This window comes from Ralstonia chuxiongensis (assembly GCF_024158925.1).
GTDB lineage: Bacteria > Pseudomonadota > Gammaproteobacteria > Burkholderiales > Burkholderiaceae > Ralstonia > Ralstonia chuxiongensis.
In genome coordinates this window covers 233,468-249,833 of the sequence record NZ_JAMYWC010000003.1, presented here as the reverse complement: position 1 = coordinate 249,833, position 16,366 = coordinate 233,468, and the positions used below count along the sequence as shown (strand labels likewise).

14 protein-coding genes and 1 pseudogene are annotated in these 16,366 nt (G+C 64.7%); 4 read left to right on the top strand and 11 right to left on the bottom strand.

Annotation, left to right across the window (positions count from 1 at the left end):
- Positions 1-2,463 carry an ExeM/NucH family extracellular endonuclease gene (locus tag NKG59_RS10370; protein WP_253536642.1) on the bottom strand — a complete coding sequence of 821 codons (2,463 nt, stop codon included), beginning with the start codon at positions 2,461-2,463 and terminating at the stop codon, positions 1-3.
- Between the two features lie 189 nt (positions 2,464-2,652).
- A complete protein-coding gene (locus tag NKG59_RS10365; RefSeq protein WP_253536641.1) occupies positions 2,653-2,988 on the bottom strand; it encodes an RcnB family protein in 336 nt (111 codons plus the stop codon).
- A 271-nt stretch (positions 2,989-3,259) separates the two neighbouring features.
- On the opposite strand from NKG59_RS10365, the gene NKG59_RS10360 reads away from it, so the two are divergent.
- On the top strand, positions 3,260-3,892 hold the full coding sequence (locus NKG59_RS10360; RefSeq protein ID WP_253536640.1) for a LysE family translocator: 633 nt from the start codon (positions 3,260-3,262) through the stop codon (positions 3,890-3,892).
- 93 nt (positions 3,893-3,985) lie between these two features.
- On the opposite strand, the gene NKG59_RS10355 is transcribed toward NKG59_RS10360, so the two are convergent.
- The 6 genes from NKG59_RS10355 to NKG59_RS10330 form a co-directional block, all read right to left on the bottom strand.
- Positions 3,986-4,213 carry a sulfurtransferase TusA family protein gene (locus tag NKG59_RS10355; RefSeq protein WP_024976289.1) on the bottom strand — a complete coding sequence of 76 codons (228 nt, stop codon included), beginning with the start codon at positions 4,211-4,213 and terminating at the stop codon, positions 3,986-3,988.
- 47 nt (positions 4,214-4,260) lie between these two features.
- A complete protein-coding gene (locus tag NKG59_RS10350; protein WP_253536639.1) occupies positions 4,261-4,842 on the bottom strand; it encodes an NUDIX hydrolase in 582 nt (193 codons plus the stop codon).
- Positions 4,843-4,856: 14 nt separating this feature from the next.
- On the bottom strand, positions 4,857-5,903 hold the full coding sequence (locus NKG59_RS10345) for a threonine aldolase family protein (protein WP_253536638.1): 1,047 nt from the start codon (positions 5,901-5,903) through the stop codon (positions 4,857-4,859).
- A gap of 35 nt (positions 5,904-5,938) precedes the next feature.
- Positions 5,939-6,127: a 4-oxalocrotonate tautomerase gene (locus NKG59_RS10340; RefSeq protein ID WP_004629375.1), complete on the bottom strand. Its 189-nt coding sequence runs from the start codon at positions 6,125-6,127 to the stop codon at positions 5,939-5,941.
- A 37-nt stretch (positions 6,128-6,164) separates the two neighbouring features.
- A complete protein-coding gene (locus NKG59_RS10335; protein WP_253536637.1) occupies positions 6,165-6,950 on the bottom strand; it encodes a class II aldolase/adducin family protein in 786 nt (261 codons plus the stop codon).
- 75 nt (positions 6,951-7,025) lie between these two features.
- Positions 7,026-8,240, bottom strand: coding sequence for a YbfB/YjiJ family MFS transporter (locus tag NKG59_RS10330; RefSeq protein WP_253536636.1), 1,215 nt, complete (start codon positions 8,238-8,240; stop codon positions 7,026-7,028).
- 102 nt (positions 8,241-8,342) lie between these two features.
- Here NKG59_RS10330 and NKG59_RS10325 point away from each other — a divergent pair, with 102 nt between their 5' ends.
- From NKG59_RS10325 to NKG59_RS10315, 3 genes are all read left to right on the top strand, one after another.
- Entirely contained in the window at positions 8,343-9,251 is a 909-nt protein-coding gene (locus tag NKG59_RS10325) for a LysR family transcriptional regulator (protein ID WP_253536635.1), read from the top strand.
- Positions 9,252-9,326: 75 nt separating this feature from the next.
- A complete protein-coding gene (locus tag NKG59_RS10320) occupies positions 9,327-10,715 on the top strand; it encodes an NfeD family protein (protein WP_253536634.1) in 1,389 nt (462 codons plus the stop codon).
- Between the two features lie 11 nt (positions 10,716-10,726).
- Positions 10,727-11,485 carry a slipin family protein gene (locus NKG59_RS10315; protein ID WP_253536633.1) on the top strand — a complete coding sequence of 253 codons (759 nt, stop codon included), beginning with the start codon at positions 10,727-10,729 and terminating at the stop codon, positions 11,483-11,485.
- A gap of 6 nt (positions 11,486-11,491) precedes the next feature.
- Here the strand turns inward: NKG59_RS10315 and NKG59_RS10310 are convergent, their stop codons facing one another.
- The 3 genes and pseudogenes from NKG59_RS10310 to NKG59_RS10300 all read right to left on the bottom strand — a co-directional run bounded on the left by NKG59_RS10310 (position 11,492) and on the right by NKG59_RS10300 (position 15,987).
- A complete protein-coding gene (locus NKG59_RS10310) occupies positions 11,492-13,600 on the bottom strand; it encodes a TonB-dependent siderophore receptor (RefSeq protein ID WP_253536632.1) in 2,109 nt (702 codons plus the stop codon).
- A 237-nt stretch (positions 13,601-13,837) separates the two neighbouring features.
- A pseudogene (locus tag NKG59_RS10305) lies at positions 13,838-14,875 on the bottom strand (purine-nucleoside phosphorylase); the annotation flags it as partial.
- Positions 14,872-15,987, bottom strand: coding sequence for a purine-nucleoside phosphorylase (locus NKG59_RS10300; RefSeq protein ID WP_024976299.1), 1,116 nt, complete (start codon positions 15,985-15,987; stop codon positions 14,872-14,874). The pseudogene NKG59_RS10305 and the gene NKG59_RS10300, both read right to left, overlap by 4 nt.
- Between the last annotated feature and the right edge of the window lie 379 nt (positions 15,988-16,366).

Here is a 16,366-nt window from a genome sequence, read left to right as displayed (position 1 = left end):
TCAGACACGCCCCGCGCGACGCCGCACCAGGGCCACCACACCGGCCCCGAGCGCGAAACCGATCAGTGGGTCCACCACGCCGGCGCCAGACTCCCCGACACTGCCAGTGCCAGTGCCACTACCCGGAGCCACATCGCTTTCGGGGGCGGTGCCACCACCTGCTGCCTGTGTGTTGAGCGCGAGGTCGACCAGCACCGGATCGTGATCCGACGACCGATACGCGTCCGGCGCGTAGAACTCCTGTTGCTGCTCGGCGTTTTTGTATGCGAACGAGTATTCCAGTGCAATCGGTTCGTCGGCGTTGATATGCCACTCGTGCACGGCGCGTACACGCTCGGCCAAGCCGGAGGTGGCAAGCGCATGGTCGATGTAGCCGGATTCGCCGCCGTAGACATAGCTGTAGGCATCCTTGCCGACGAACTTCTGCACCAAGTCGGCATATCCCTTGTCGGCAAGCAGCAAGACGGGATCTTCCTTGGCATAGCTGTTGAGGTCACCGATGAGCAGCTTGCCTACGTCAGGCACGCCGGTTGGCGAGGTCGCCAGCCAGTCGGCGATCAGACCGGCAGCGCGCACCCGGGTGGGGTTCCAGCAGCTCTGGCCGTCGCCCTGGTCGGCGTTCTTGCCAGTTGCGCCGGTGCAGCCCTTGGACTTCAGGTGATTGACCACCACGGTGAAGTTCTGCGTGCCGCCGATGCGCCGGAAGCTGCGCGCCAGCGGCTGGCGGTTCTTGTTGTCGATGGCCAGCGTGGCCGGAATGCCGACGGGCTCCACCGTGCGGCTGTTGTAGAGGATCGCCACTGTAATCGCATCGCTGCCCAGCTTCGGCACGCCCGGATCGACGTAGCGCCAGTCGGCACCGAGCTGGGTCGTCAAGCGGCGGATGGCGCTGAGTTCGCCGTAGCCGTCGTTCTCGATTTCCATCAGGCCGACCACATCGGCATTGATGGCGCGGATGGCAGCAACGATCTTGGCTTCCTGGCGCTCGAACTCGGCCTGTGTCTTGGCGCCGCGGTTGGTCGGATCCTCAAAGCCGGCGCCTTTGCCGTCACCGTTGAAGTAGTTCAGCACGTTGAACGAGGCGACGCGCACATCGGCTTGGGCATGGCGTGCCGGCGCACCCGCACGCGGGTTCGTGGCAGCGTTGAAAGCCGGCGCAGCCGCACCCGGCACGGGCTGCAGGCGCCAGGCGTTGTAGCGCGTTTCCAGCACGCCCTGCACACCGCTCACGGTATAGCCGGCGCGCACGGGATTCGCCGCAGACAGGCCCGGCGCCGGATAGCGCACGCTGGCGGGATTCTGCTGATTGGAGCCATCGTCAAGCACGATGCGATTCAGCGCATTGGCCGCGGCCTGCGCCGCCGCGCCATTTGCAGGCGGTGCCACGTTTGTCGGCAATGGGAGGCGCCCGTTGCTGAGCAGGAGACTGCCGTAACGTCCAAGTTCGTACGTCTCGCTCACCGTCAGCGTTTGCGGCAAGCGCACAAGCATCCCTTCATACGCCGACAACGCCTTGGCATCGGCCACAGGCAATGTCACGTCGATCGGCGTCACGCTGTTGCCGCTGGCGCAGCTTGCGATGCCGCTCGTGGCCAGCGTCAATTGCGTCTGGCCGTACTTCTCCTCCACCTTGCCGACGAGGTGGACAAGGTCCCCTGCGCGCGCGGTGACGCCGGGCGCGTAGACGAACAGCCCTTCCGACACGCCGGGCAGCCTTCGGCGCTGCGCGTCCGGCTGTTGCACGAAGAAGCCGTTGAATCCGTTGGTGCCGCTGTAGTCGGCCGTCACGACCGCTTCGATTTCAACGTTCTGGCCGGCCAGCGGCGAAGTTGCGCCCGCGCCCTGCACATCCGCAAGATGCGTTGCTGCGGCACCGCACACGGCAGCGGCGGGTGGCGGCGTGACGGTGCCCTGCCCGTTGTACAAGCCAAGATCGGAAAAGTCGTCGACGTTGAACGTGTCCCATTGCACGGATGGATCGAAGGCGGCGGTGATATTCGTATCTCCCGCCTTCACCGAGCCTTTGCGGCGCAGCGTGTGGTCCTTCGTGCCAGCGCTGGCCGTCCCCCAGAAGCCGGATGGCGGTTGATAGCCAACCTGGCCGATGCGGTCGACAACAACGCCAAAGCGGGTGAGCGTCAGCGCGTCGTCGCCGTTGAAGGAGAAGCCCGCAGTCTGATTGACGCGTGTGCCGAGCACGCTGGCCAGTGTGCTGTGAGCCATCACATGTACGGAGCGCGGCGCCAGCTTGCCCGAGAGCGCAAACGATGCGGTGGGCGTACTCCCGCCATTGTTGTACTGCTCGATCTTGTAGACCGACAGATCGGCCTCTGCTGCGTCCGGGTTGTAGATTTCGATGGCCTTGTTGTTCGAGCTGCCTTCTACGTACTCGCTGATGAGGAGCTCGGCATGAGCAGGCAACACCGTGAACAGCACGGCGGGAATGAGGAAATGCGGGCGCATTGGGGGATCAGGGGGTGAGGGAATGGATTCGGCATACCTTCAACAACGCCGATGACGTATGCATGGCGCGCGGCCACCGACCATTCAGCATTCTGTAAGGCACCCTCTCCCAGAAGCCCGCTCTCACCAAAAAATGAAAAACCCGCGACGCTTTCGCAGTCGCGGGTTCTTCTCTCAGCGGATCAGCAACTAGCCGCCGATCGTCACATTGAAGACGAGACCGTCCGGCCTCACAAGATAGTAGCCACCGTCCACACCGATCCAGTGATAGCCGCGTGGGGGTGGCGAAAGACGATGCTCACGCCAGTTGTCGATGATGTATTGGCGATCGCGGTACTCGGGCGGAATGCGTTCACCGCGGTTCCACCGGTGAGCCATCTCGCGATCGGCGCGGCGATCCACGTCGACACGCTCGTCGTGGCGGTCGCGGTCCCAGCGGTGATCGCGGTCTTGCGCATGGCCGGCTAGCGGCGCGAGCGCAGATACAGCCAGCATCAATGACATCAGGAACTTGGTTTTTTGCATGGAGTGCTCCCTTAAAGCGTCCGGACATGCCGAACCTTGTTTCCACTCTATGCCGCACCGGGCTACAGGCTGTGACAAACCGCGTTAAGGATGTAACAGACGATTTTTTGTGCGCTGTGCGCCGCGTGCGTTATCCAACGGTCGCGGTTGGCTCTCCTTGGAGAACCAATACAGAATTGCCGAATTTTGTGTTTTTCTGTACCTGTTGGGCGATTGACCACGGGTGCTAGCCTGCAAGCTCTTCGTCCTTGCCGCTGACATCGAGCCCGCCATGCCTACCCTCACCAACCTGCTCACCTTTGCCCTGGTTGCTCTCGGCATGGTGCTGACGCCCGGCCCGAACATGATCTACCTGATCTCCCGTTCGATCTGCCAGGGGCGCAACGCCGGGCTGGTGTCGCTGGCGGGTATTGCCACCGGCTTTGTCTTCTACATGCTGTGCGCCGCATTCGGCATCACAGCCTTGCTGATGGCGGTGCCGTTTGCCTACGATGCGTTGCGCTTTGGCGGCGCGATCTACCTGCTGTATCTGGCCTGGCAAGCCGTGCGCCCGGGTGGCCGCGCGCCATTCCAGGTGCGGGAGCTGCCGGTGGACAGCCCGCGCAAGCTGTACACGATGGGCTTGCTGACCAGCATGCTCAACCCCAAGGTGGCAGTGCTGTATCTGTCGCTGCTGCCGCAGTTCATCGAGCCGGCGCACGGCAGCGTGCTGGTGCAGTCGGTCTGCCTGGGGCTCACGCAGATCTGCGTGAGCGTGACCGTCAATTCGATGATCGCGGCCACGGCGGGCAGCATCGCCGCGTTCCTTTCGCGCAAGCCGAGCTGGCTGTCGGTCCAGCGCTACCTGATGGGCACCGTGCTGACTAGCCTGGCGCTGCGCATGGCAATGGAAGCACGCAAGTAAGCCACGCGAGTTTGCGAAACGATTCGCAGCCAATGAAAACGGGGCGATCCGGCCAAACCGGATCGCCCCGTTTTCGTTGAACGCACTGCCAGATCAGCGGCGGCGCATGTAGAACGTGAACACCTTGTCCTGCTCGCTGTGCTCCAGCAGCTCGTTGCCGGTTTGCTTGGCGAATGCCTGGAAGTCCCGCGTGGCGCCGGGGTCGGTGGCAAGAATTTTGAGCACGTCGCCGCTTTGCATGTCGGCAAGCGCCTTCTTCGTGCGCAGGATGGGCAGCGGGCAATTCAGGCCGCGCGCGTCGATTTCCTTCTGAAACTCCATGTCTTCCTCAGTGGTACGGGCAAGCGGCGCGGTGCCGTTTGCATCAGTCATTCCGTGATTGTAACGAGCCGCGTCGGCTGCCACTGGCGCGGCGGCGGCTCGGCGGGTTCGCCGGTGCGGATGTCGATGTAGCTGACAGGCAGGCCGCGCGCGGTCAGGAAATCAGCAACGGCATACCCGGTGCCGGCCGTCCACGGACGGACTTTCTCAAACGGCTTCAGACGGTACTCGACGAGTTCTTCCGACAGCGCGATTTCGCCATCGGCCACCACGTGGTACGCAATGATCAGCTCATTCTTGCGGATGAACTCATACACGCCGATCAGCGAGATCGATTGCGCGTCGAGGTTCGTCTCTTCCTTCAGCTCACGGGCAATGCCTTCTTCCGGCGTTTCATCGCGCTCCATAAAGCCGGTGACGAGGGCAAACATGCCTTCGGGCCATAGCGCGTTGCGCGCGAGGAACATCTGCCCGCGATACTCGACCACCGCCGCCAGGACCGGCAACGGATTGTTCCAGTGGACGAAGCCGCAGTCCGGCACCGGACACGCGATGCGCAGGCGGCCGGCGTTGTGCTGCTCGACGAGCGGCGTGGCGCATTGGGGGCAGAAGCGGTAGTCAAAGCTCATGGCAGAGAGATGCGTTAGACAGCTTGCTCACAGGCCGCGCGGATGTCGGCGGCAAAGGCTTCCACCGTCTCGGGCTCCACGTCCCACGAGCACATCAGGCGGCAGCCGCCGGCGCCAATGAATGTGTAGAAACGCCAGCCGCGTGCGCGCAGCGCTTCGATGGCGGGCACCGGCAACTCGGCAAACACGGCGTTCGATTCGGTCGGGAACATGATGCGCACGCCTGGCACATCGGCGATGCGCGCATGCAGAAGTTGCGCCATCGCATTGCCGTGACGCGCGTTGCGCAGCCACACGTCGTTTTCGAGCAAACCCAGCCAAGGTGCCGAGATGAACCGCATCTTCGAGGCCAGCTGCCCTGCCTGCTTGACGCGATAGGCAAAGTCCTCCGCCAGGCGACGATCGAAGAAGACAACCGCCTCGCCGACCGGCAGGCCGTTCTTCGTGCCGCCAAAGCACAGCACATCCACGCCGGCGCGCCACGTAATCTCAGACGGATGCACGCCGAGCGACGCCACCGCATTGGCGAAACGCGCGCCGTCCATGTGCACGCGCAACTGGCGACGCTTGGCAATCGCGGCAATGGCGCGCACCTCGTCCACGGTGTAGACGGTGCCGACTTCCGTCGACTGCGTCAGCGAAACGACCTTCGGCTTCGGGTAGTGAATATCGGAGCGCCGCGTAACGAGCGCTTCCACCGCGTCCGGCGTGAGCTTCCCGTTCTCGCCCTTGGCGGTCAGCAGCTTGGAGCCATTGGAAAAGAACTCTGGACCGCCGCATTCGTCCGTCTCGATGTGCGCCAGCTCGTGGCAGATCACCGAGTGATACGACTGGCACAGCGACGACAGCGCCAGCGAATTGGCCGCCGTGCCGTTGAAGACGAAGAAGACTTCGCAATCGGTTTCGAACAGATCGCGGATGCGGTCGCACACGCGCTGCGTCCAGGAATCGTCGCCATAGGCCGGCTCATGGCCGCTGCCGTTGGCCTCCAGGAAATACTTCAGAGACTCCGGGCAGAAGCCCGCGTAGTTGTCTGAGGCGAAATGCTGCTTGGGCTGCATGGCGGGGCGGCAAATGTGAGTGGAAGACGGACGGGTTACTTCTGTTCGGACCACAGCACGCCGCCGGTGGCCCAGTTTTCGCGCTTGATGTCGGTGATGATGATGTCGACGGCGCCCGGCGCGCAGCCCAGCGATTCGCAGGTGACGCGCGTCACCTCTTCGACGAGCTTGCGCTTCTGCTCAACGCTGCGGCCCTCGAACATCTCGATGTGGAAAGTCGGCATGGTGTCTCCTGTTTAGGGGGTCGCTTTGACAGTCGCGTCAGTCGCGATACGAAGCGTCGATTTTATCCAGTTTGCGCAAGAGCGCCGGCCACTCGATCATGCCTTCAATAGCGCCGCCATCTTCGAGCTGTTCCGCCGCGCGATCGGCCACGTGCGGCGCGGGCGAGACGACCTCGCCGCCAGCGAGCGCCTGAATCTGGATCTCGCATGCCTTGATGAGCGTGGCCATCAGCACGTGCGCTTCCGCCACGGTGCGGCCGACGGTGAGCGTGCCGTGATTGCTCAGCAGCATGGCGAAATGATTGCCAAGCGACGCGGTAAGGCGCATGCCCTCTTCCGGCGTAAAGGCAAGCCCTTCGTAATCGTGATACGCAATGCGCTGGTGAAACCGCAGCGCATGCTGTGACAGCGGCAGCAGCCCATGCTTCTGCGCCGACACGGCAATGCCCGCCGTGTTATGCAGATGGATCACGCACTGCGCATCGGGCCGCGCAGCGTGAACGGCTGCATGCAATGCAAAGCCCGTCACGTTGACGGACGGACGCGTAGCTGCGTCGGGCCAATCGCCGACAAGCTGGCCGCGTCCATTGATCTTGACCAGGTTGGATGCGGTGATTTCGTCGAACGCGAGGCCGAAGGCGTTGATCAGGAAGTGATCAGGCTCGCCCGGCACGGTGGCCGACAGGTGGGTGTAGACAAGGTCGTCCCAACCGCTGAGCGCGGCCAGGCGATATGCGGCGGCAAGATCGACGCGCACCGCGCGCTCGGCCTGGCTCATTTCGCCGCCTGACGTGACTGCATCGGGGCGCAGGGCAAAAGACATGGGGCTCCTCCAATGGAGGAGGCATTCTAGAACGGGTGCGCTGGGCGCGTTGTACGCGCCTTCACATGCCGCGCATCACGCACGCGCCGGTGCCGCCCGCTTGACCGCAAGAAAGGTCGCCACGCCCGCCACGAGCGACACCGCTGCCACGGCCAGCGATGCATTGAAGCCGCCCGTGGCCGCAAACAAACGGTTCGCAAGCGGCGGCCCGACGATCTGGCCGATGCCATACGCGGCCGTCATGAGCCCCATCAGACGCGGCACGGCATGCGGCCAGAGCCGGCGCGCCTCGCGCATGGCGAACAGCGTGATCGCCGTGAACGGCAGGCCGAGCAGCGTGCTGGAAAGCGCCAGCCCCGCCACCGTTGGCCACACGATGCTGGTAGTCACAGCAACCGCCTGCATGGCGTAGGCCGTGGCCAGCAGCGATCGGTTGTCGCGCGCTAGGCTGATCCGTGTGGAAAGAAACGCCCCGAGCGCCACCCCCGCACCGAACATCGGCCAGAACAGATCGGGCCAGACCGAACCCGCCGGCAGCACCTTGCGCGCGATCACGGGCAGGAACGTGGCGGTGATGATGTAGCCAAAGCCGGCCAGGCCGTAGGCGAGCGTAAGCGCGCTGGTGGGCGCATCCAGCCCGGGTGCCGTGCCGGATGCAGCCGGCGCCGGAGCGGCATGCGCATGCGCTTCTGGCCGGATGGTCGACCACACCGCCGCCGAGAGCAGCGCCGACAGCACGCCAAACGCCATCCATGCCGACGTCGCGTGCCAACCCAGCGCCACCATCCCGCTGGCCGCCAAGCCTGGAATGGCGATGCCAAGACCCGGCCCGCAGAAAATGATGCCGCCGAGCGCCGCATGGCCCAGCTCGGTCAGCCGATGAAGGCACCAGCCCGCCGTAAAGACAAACACCAGCGCGCTGGCCATGCCGGCTGCAAAGCGCAGCAGAAGCCACGCAGGCTGCCCTTGCAGCACGCCCATTCCGGCAGTCAGCAGCACCGTCGCAACCAGACCGGTGCGGATGAGCCGCGCCGCGTCGCCGCGCACCGCCATGCAGGCCAGCGCGCCAACGAAATAGCCCAGGTAGTTGCCGGTTGCCAGCCAGCTGCCCTGCGCCAACGTCAGGCTGCCGTCGTGAAGCATCATCGGCAGGATCGGCGTGAAGGCGAAGCGGCCGATGCCCATCGCCACGGACAGCGCCACCATGCCCGCAATCGCCACGCGCCATGCGGTGGCCCGCCGGGAATGGGCGGTGGACGAGGCAGAGGTAGACGACAGCGTGTGCTCCATGGAAGGGCCCGGATGAGGAAATCGGCACTTCATCGTACGCAAGGCCGTCCATCCTGAAAAATGAATTATATTGAACGAACCCATTAGCATTTGAGATACATCATGGATCTGTCCTCGCTGGAGATCTTCCGGACGGTCGTGCGGGAAGGCGGTGTCACGCGGGCGGCCCAGCAGCTCAATCGCGTGCAGTCGAATGTGACGACACGCATCCGCCAGCTCGAGACCTCGCTGGGCGTGCAACTGTTCGTGCGCGAGAGCAAGCGCATGGTGCTCACGCCCGCCGGGCAGACCTTGCTGACCTACGCCGACGACATCCTTCGCCTAGCCGCAGAAGCGCGCCAAGCCGTGCAGCCACGCGAGCCGCACGGTCGCCTGCGCATCGCCTCGATGGAAAGCACGGCTGCCAGCCGCCTTCCAGCCCTGCTCGCCACGCTGCATCAGCGCTGGCCGCGCGTGCAGCTTGAACTGGTGACGATGACCACGCGCCAGTCCCTCCAGGCGCTGTCCAACTTTGAAGTCGATTGCGCGTTCCTTGCCGAGACGGCATGCCTGGATAACACGCGCGCCGCCATGACGACGCTGCCGGCCTTTGCGGAAGAGCTTGTGCTGATTGCTCACCGCGCCCACCCGCCCATCCGCCGCGCTACGGATGTGCAGACCGCCGGCATGCTCGCGTTCGAACCCGGCTGCGCTTATCGGCAATTGATCGAAGACTGGTTCGCCGCAGATGGCGTGGTGCCGTCCCGCGTGCTGGAGCTTGGCTCGTACCACGCCATCATCGCGTGCGCGGCGGCGGGCATTGGCGTGGCCCTGGTGCCGCGCTCGGTGCTTGAGCTGTATACGAATGCCCCGGAAATCAGCATCCACGCGCTGGGCAAGCCGGGCCGTGTCGACACGCTACTTGCCTGGCACCGCGACATGGCAGGGCCTGCCCTACAGGCGCTGGTTCAGTTGCTGAGCGAGCCGCAACCAGCGCCAAGCGCACCCACGCGCGAGGCCATTGCCGCCTAAACTGAAAGCGGATATCGGGACCGAGCCGCAGGTCTGATCAGGCAACAACCGCGGCAATCACGGACGGAGGCGCGAATGCGACCGTCGTTGCGGATGCGGCGTTGGATAGGATGGTTGGCAGCGGTCATCGCCGCGGTCTGGGCCAGCCTTGCCGTGGCAGCCGCGCCGGTCGTGGTGTTGCCGGTCACCGGTGCCATCGGGCCCGCCAGCGCAGCCTATGTGATCCGCGGCCTGCAACAGGCGCACGATCAAGGGGCGCAGCTCGTTGTGCTGCAAATGGATACGCCCGGCGGCCTCGATGCGTCGATGCGCCAGATCATTCAGGCCATCCTTGCGTCGCCCGTGCCGGTGGCAGGCTACGTGGCCCCCGGCGGCGCGCGGGCAGCGAGCGCGGGCACCTACATCCTTTATGCATGTCACGTTGCCGCGATGGCGCCCGCCACGAACCTGGGTGCGGCGTCGCCGGTGGCGATCGGCATGGGCGGCCACGCTCCCAGCCCCGGCGCCAAACCGGCCAGCGCGCCAGCCGCCTCTTCCAGCAACGAAGACACCCTCGCCCGCAAGCAGATGCACGACGCGGCGGCGTACATCCGCGGGCTGGCGCAACTGCGTGGTCGCAATGCGGAATGGGCCGAGCGCGCCGTGCGTGAAGCCGTGAGCCTCGACGCGCCCGAAGCCGCCAGCCAGCACGTGATCGACCTTGTTGCGGCGAGCCTTCCTGATCTGCTCAAGCAAGTCGACGGCCGCGCGGTGCGCACATCCGCCGGCGTGGTCACGCTGCATACGGCAGAGGCCACGATCGTCACGCTGGAGCCGGACTGGCGCAACCACTTCCTCGGCGTCATCACCGATCCAAGCCTGGCGCTGTTGCTGCTGACGGCGGGCGTGTATGCACTGATCTTCGAGTTCTCGACGCCAGGCATGGTTGTGCCCGGCATCCTCGGCGCAGTGTGCATCGTGGTGGCGCTCTACGGGCTGCAGATGCTGCCGATCAACTACGCGGGCCTTGCCCTCATCGCGCTCGGCCTCGGTTGCATGGTTGCTGAAGCATTCCTGCCGACGTTCGGCGCACTCGGCGTGGGCGGCATCGTTGCGTTCGTGCTGGGCGCGGTGATGCTGATCGACACGCAAACGCCGGGCTTTGGCGTGCCGCTGCCGCTCATCATCGGACTGGCCTTCGTGAGCCTGACCGTTGTTCTAGCGATCTCCAGCTTGGCGGTGCGTGCACGACGGCGGCCGATCGTGAGCGGCGGCGATACGCTCATCGGCATGACAGGCGAAGTGCTGGACGTCGATACACCGGATGCCGATGCCGACAACGATGGCTGGGCGCGCATCCATGGCGAGCGCTGGCGCGTTCGCTGCGAAGGTGGCATTGCGCGTGGCGATCAGGTGCGTGTGATCGCCCGGCATGGGCTGACACTGATGGTCGAACCCGTCGCCCCCCTCGCCGCGTCTTCATAGGGAGAAGAAAAATGCTCTACGGCTTCTTCAGTGCAGGCGGCCTGATTTTCCTGGCCGTACTGCTGGTCATCTCGTCGTTTCGGGTGCTGCGCGAATACGAGCGCGGCGTGGTGTTCCTGCTCGGCCGCTTCTGGCGCGTGAAAGGGCCGGGGCTGGTGCTCATCGTGCCGGCCATCCAGCAAATGGTGCGCGTGGACTTGCGCACGGTGGTGATGGACGTGCCGCCCCAGGATGTGATCTCGCACGACAACGTATCGGTCAAGGTCAATGCGGTGGTGTATTTCCGTGTGGTCGACCCGGAGCGCGCCATCATTCAGGTGGCCAACTATCTGGAAGCCACGAGCCAGCTCGCGCAGACGACGCTGCGCGCCATCCTCGGCAAGCACGAACTGGACGAAATGCTGGCCGAGCGCGAAAAGCTCAACCTCGACATCCAGAAGGTGCTCGACATCCAGACCGACCCGTGGGGCATCAAGATCGCGAACGTGGAGATCAAGCACGTTGACCTCAACGAATCGATGATCCGCGCCATCGCCCGCCAGGCCGAGGCCGAACGCGAACGCCGCGCCAAGGTGATCCACGCAGAAGGCGAGCTGCAGGCGTCGGAAAAGCTGCTCGAAGCCGCACGCATGCTGGCCCAGCAGCCCGAAGCAATCCAGTTGCGCTATCTGCAGACGCTCACGCAGATCGCTGGTGACAGAAGTTCGACGATCGTCTTTCCGCTGCCGATGGAAGTGCTGGGCGCGGTGAAGAAAGCCGCCGCCGGCTGACACGCATCACAAATCGATCTTCATGCCGAGCTTGAACAGCCGCGGCGCGCCCATCGACAGGCGGTTGTTGCCGGCGCCCGCCCAGTAGCGCTTGTCGGTCAGGTTGTCGACATTGAACTGCAGCGTTGTCCGCTTGCCCGAGATACGCGTTACGTAACGCACGCCTGCACTGAAGAGCGTCGTGCCGCCCAGCTCTGCCTGGTTGGCGTCATTCACAGGGCGCGGGCCAAGGTAATAGGCGCCTGCATTGAACGAGACCGAACGCAACATCGGCAACGTGTATTCAGCAAAGAGGCTGGCGGTGCTGCGCGGCGTGTTCTCCGGCGTTTTTCCGTCGAGGCCGTTACCGACACCGCGGAACTTCGCGTCCGTCCAGCCAGCGGAAGCCAGCAGCGACAGGTCCTTCGTGACGCGGCCTTGGGCGGTCAGCTCGACGCCCCTAATCCGCTCGCGGCCGTCTTGCACGAAGATGTTCGCGTCGTTGGTGTAGCTCGCTGCGCGGTCGATGTCGTACACGGCAGCGGCAAGCTGCGTCCCGGCCGGCGTCTCGTAGCGCACGCCCACTTCCTTCTGTTCCGACAGCGCAGGCGGCATGGCCACATTGGCGTTGGCGGCCGTGTTGGGCGCACGCGCGCCGGCTTCCAAACCCTGCGCGTACGACGCGTATGCCGACAGTGCCGGCGTGAACTTGTAGATGACGGCGCCCAGCGGCGTGGTCTTGCTGGCCTCGTAGCGGTTGGGCGCCTGCTCGCTGGTGTAGCGCGTATAGCGCAGGCCGGCGATCACCTGCCAGTGCTGCGACAACGTCATGCGGTCCAGCGCGTAGACGCCCGTATCCACGGCACGCTGCTCGGCGGTGAAGCCCGTGCCCGTGGTCGGCAACCAGCCGAGGTCGACCGGGTTGTACAGATTCTGCGCGCCGGAGAAGCGGTCCGAGAACACCGCCGCTTGGCGCATGTCGGATCGCGCAATGCCGAAGGTCAGGTCATGCGTGATCCAGCCCGTTTTCTGGGTGCCGGAAACGTCCACCCGCACGTGGCTCGTATTCCACCGACCGCTCTGACGCTGGCCGGACAGCGTGCCGGCGCCCGTCACCGCGTTGGTCAGGCGAAATTCCGAAAACGCCCGCGTGCGCGCCGTCTCCGACATGCCGCCCTCCACCGTCAGCAGCCACGTATCGGCGAGCGCGTAATCGGCACGCAGCAACGCATTGGTGTTGTTGCCGTCAAAGTCGGCCCACCCCGGTGAAATGCGTTTGGCCGGGTCGGGCATGGTGGGCAATGTGATGACGCCGTTCTTGGCAGCAGGCAGCGTCACCACCGATTGCTCCGTGATGACCTTGCGCGAGTATTCCACGTCGGCCTTCAGGCTCAGGCGGCTGTTGACCTTCCAGTCGAAAGCCACAGCGGCAAGCTGGCGCGTGCCGTCAATGCCGCTCGTCGGCGACTGCAGCGAGCCACCCGCCGCGTTGAAGCGCAGGCCATATTGATTGTCTTCACCAAAGCGGCGCCCCACGTCGAGCGTGCCGACCACGGTGCCGTTGCTGTCGAACTGCATGCCCAGCGTGGTGACCGGTGTGTTGCCTGCCCGCTTGGTGACGAGGTTCACCACCCCGCCCGGGGTCGTGTAGCCGTAATACAGCGCTGACACGCCCTTGAGCACTTCCACGCGTTCCTTGTCTTCAAGCGGGATTGCCGTAAGCGCCGGAATCGGCATCGAGCCGTTGAAGCGGAAATTGGTGCGGTTCTCCAGCGTCACGCCGCGAATGGCGAGGTTGTCGAACGTCTCGCCCGACAACTGCTGGCGCGTCACGCCCGCCGTATTGCGCAGGGCGTCGTGCAGCGACGTGTCCTGCTGCGCATCGAGCGCCTCGCGCGTGACCACATTCACGGTGGCAGGGATGTCGCGCAGCGCCATGCCGCGGAACGCGCCGACCTGCGCTGTGCTGGCCGCAAAGCCGCGCTGACTGCCAGCCGTGACGGTCGTCTCGTTGAGGTCGACCGTGGCGGCACCTGCGGCCGGCTGGCTCTCTTCGGCATGCGTCAATGTAGAAACGGCGAGAGGAATGGCGGCGAGCGCGCAGGAGAATGCGCGGGCCGCGAGATGACGGTTCATCGCAGGCAACAGGGTCGATCAGGATTAGCGAAACCGGGCGCGCGGAAATGCGCTTAGAGAAGAGAAAACGCGCCGCAAAACATCACGCGGCGCGTCGATCCGTTGGCTGGCAGGTGGAAACCCGCTGGCTCGCCCGGCAAGAGCGATGGTCAGCGGTCAGGCAAGTTGCCCGTCGCCACCCAACAAATGAGAATGATTCGCATTATATAGATTGAAATGTGATGTCAGCAACTGATAATTCGCCGGTACCCCCTGTTTCCATTGAGGCCAGTGCTGCACGATGTCGTCCAACAACGGCTTGGCCGCATTGACGAGGTTGTGCGTGGCCGGCACAAAACCGCCCTGCTGCGCGTAGTTGATGAGCCCGTCGGAGGCGCTCTGGCCATCGTACGGGCGATCGAAGTCGGACCCGGCTCGCAGCAACGCCACGCGGCTGAAGTCGACCTTGCCAGCACGGGCGCCCCGCGTGAGCACTTCCAGCGTGGCGTTGTCCTCCTGCGCGGTCGTGCAATACGTGCCCTTGTTGTCGGTCATCGTCTTCACCCAGTCACGCGCCCGCTGGCCCAGGTTGCGGCCGGCCCACCAGGTGTCGGCGGAGGCCACGTCGCATTGGATGACGGCGGGTGGCTGATTGGCCGGCGCATAAGGGTAGTTCTTGCGGAAGGCGATGGCCTCGGGGCTGTCTTCCAGCGTCGCCGATTTCGACAGCGTGTATGCCCGCTGCAGCAACGTCTCGTTGAGCTGGAACACTTCGGTGCGGTAGTCCATCGGCGGCTTCTCGCCCGGGCCCTTGGTGCCGATGCCGAAGTAGCCGTAGGGCCAGCCTGCCGGCATCTCGCGCGCATCGATCTCGTGCGAGAGGCCGTAATCGACCGCATACCGCGCCCACGCCGCCGAGCCCACCGTACCCTGGCCCGGATCGATGCCCGCAATGCCGGCAATCACAAAGTAGGTGTGCGAGAGGTCCAGCTTGCTGCGATAGAGCAACGCGGAAATCGTGGACGCGGCATTCGCATAGCCCATGCCCGTGGTGACCTGGCAGATGCCATCGTAGTTGCACAGCATGTTGGGCGCGTCGGGTGACAGGCCCGAGATGTAGACCCTCTCCTTGAGGTCGTAGCGGTCGATGAAGGGCTGTGCCTCGCCCTGGAACATGTTGATGACGATGACTTTCACTCCGTCATACGCACAACTGTTCAAGGTCAGCGCAGCGGCACCGACCGCACAAAGCTTGGCGATGGATCGCATGGGTGTCTTGAGTCGGGAATCGATCATGGCGAAGGCACTCCGTGTTTCCACACGCTCCAGCGCGTGACGATCTCGTTGACCAGCGGACCGCCCGCCAGATACAGGTTGTTGAGCGACGGCACGAACCCGCCCGAGTTGCTGTTGACCAGCGAGTCATACGGCGTTTGCCCCGGATACGGCCGGTCGAAGTTCGATGCAGTGCGCAGCACGGCCACACGCTGCAGGTCGAGCAGCCCCGCCTTGGAGCCACGCGTGAGCGCCTCGAACGTGGCGTTGTCTTCCTGCTGCGTGGTGCAGTACGTGCCCTGCCCGTCCGTCAGCAGCTTGACCCATGCCGCTTCGCGCTCGCCCAGCTTGGCGCCGTGCCAGTACGTGTTGCCCGCAGCGGTGTCGCATTGCACGACAGAAGGCGGCTGGTTGGCCGGTGCGCTCGGGTAGTTGGCGCGATAGGCGCGTGCAGTTGCGTTGTCGTCCAACACCGCGCCCTTGGAAAGCGCCAGCGCCTTCTGTAGCAGCGCCTCGTTCACGCGGAAGACTTCGGTCTTGTAATCCAGCGGCGGCTTCTGCCCCGGGCCCTGCGTGTTGATGCCGATGAAGCCGTTGGGCCAGTTGGCGGGCACCTCGCGCGCATCGATCTCCCACGCGATGTCGCTGTCGACCAGGAAGCGCGCCCACGCCGCGCTGCCGAGCGTGCCCTGCGACGGATCGATCCCGGCAATGCCGGCAACAAGGAAGTACGTGCGCTGCAGGTCGAACTTGCCGCTGTAGATCAGCGCAGACACCGACGACGCGGCATTCGCCTTCCCCATGCCCGTGGTGAGCTGGCAGACGTCGCTGGCGTTGCAATGCACGTTCGGGTAGTCGATCGACAGGCCCGGCACCGGCACGTCTTGCGTGAGGCCAAGCTTGTCGATCCACGGCTGCGCCTCGGGCGCGAACATGCTGATGATCAGCACCTTGACCTTGCGCGCGTGCGACTCCGGCGCAAGTTGCGCAACCGGTTGTGTCGATGCACCGACGCCAGCCGCCAGCAAGGCGCCAACCGCGACGGCACGCGCCAATCGTTTGCCTTTGCGCCCGAGCAGCCGGTGCGGCGGCTGCGGTGGCGGGGCGTCGACCTTGTCAGATAGGACGCTCATGGTTCTCCTCGGATTTGGGGATAGGAATGGGATCAACCCGCGCTGTGGGGAACAGCACGCGCCACCGATGCAAATTGCCTGCCAAGCGGCACACAATCCCTACACAATCGGCAACGTTTTCCCGGTATAGGCCATGGCGGGGCCTGTCTCCAGCCGGGCCGCGTTCCCGAGCTTGTTCTCATGACGCAGACAAGCCCCAACGAAGGGCGCGCTGTGCCCCGAAAGCCGCGCGGCCTGCCCCATGGAAATCCGTTGCTCAGGTTTGCGACGCGGCGCTCAGGGTCTCCGTAAGTTGTGCGTGATGTACTGCACAGCGCCCCACCCAGACCGGATCGGGGCGTTCTGTCAGTCATCCAAGCCGATCGGCCGGCCACCTTCC

Bases quoted from the DNA above. Each gene is read 5' to 3' on its own strand.
- NKG59_RS10340 (WP_004629375.1), bottom strand. From the start codon at position 6,127: ATGCCGACTTTCCACATCGAGATGTTCGAGGGCCGCAGCGTTGAGCAG.
- NKG59_RS10320 (WP_253536634.1), top strand. From the start codon at position 9,327: ATGCGACCGTCGTTGCGGATGCGGCGTTGGATAGGATGGTTGGCAGCG.
- NKG59_RS10365 (WP_253536641.1), bottom strand. From the start codon at position 2,988: ATGCAAAAAACCAAGTTCCTGATGTCATTGATGCTGGCTGTATCTGCG.
- NKG59_RS10325 (WP_253536635.1), top strand. From the start codon at position 8,343: ATGGATCTGTCCTCGCTGGAGATCTTCCGGACGGTCGTGCGGGAAGGC.
- NKG59_RS10330 (WP_253536636.1), bottom strand. From the start codon at position 8,240: ATGGAGCACACGCTGTCGTCTACCTCTGCCTCGTCCACCGCCCATTCC.
- NKG59_RS10335 (WP_253536637.1), bottom strand. From the start codon at position 6,950: ATGTCTTTTGCCCTGCGCCCCGATGCAGTCACGTCAGGCGGCGAAATG.
- NKG59_RS10345 (WP_253536638.1), bottom strand. From the start codon at position 5,903: ATGCAGCCCAAGCAGCATTTCGCCTCAGACAACTACGCGGGCTTCTGC.
- NKG59_RS10350 (WP_253536639.1), bottom strand. From the start codon at position 4,842: ATGAGCTTTGACTACCGCTTCTGCCCCCAATGCGCCACGCCGCTCGTC.
- NKG59_RS10310 (WP_253536632.1), bottom strand. From the start codon at position 13,600: ATGAACCGTCATCTCGCGGCCCGCGCATTCTCCTGCGCGCTCGCCGCC.
- NKG59_RS10360 (WP_253536640.1), top strand. From the start codon at position 3,260: ATGCCTACCCTCACCAACCTGCTCACCTTTGCCCTGGTTGCTCTCGGC.
- NKG59_RS10355 (WP_024976289.1), bottom strand. From the start codon at position 4,213: ATGGAGTTTCAGAAGGAAATCGACGCGCGCGGCCTGAATTGCCCGCTG.
- NKG59_RS10315 (WP_253536633.1), top strand. From the start codon at position 10,727: ATGCTCTACGGCTTCTTCAGTGCAGGCGGCCTGATTTTCCTGGCCGTA.
- NKG59_RS10370 (WP_253536642.1), bottom strand. From the start codon at position 2,463: ATGCGCCCGCATTTCCTCATTCCCGCCGTGCTGTTCACGGTGTTGCCT.
- NKG59_RS10300 (WP_024976299.1), bottom strand. From the start codon at position 15,987: ATGAGCGTCCTATCTGACAAGGTCGACGCCCCGCCACCGCAGCCGCCG.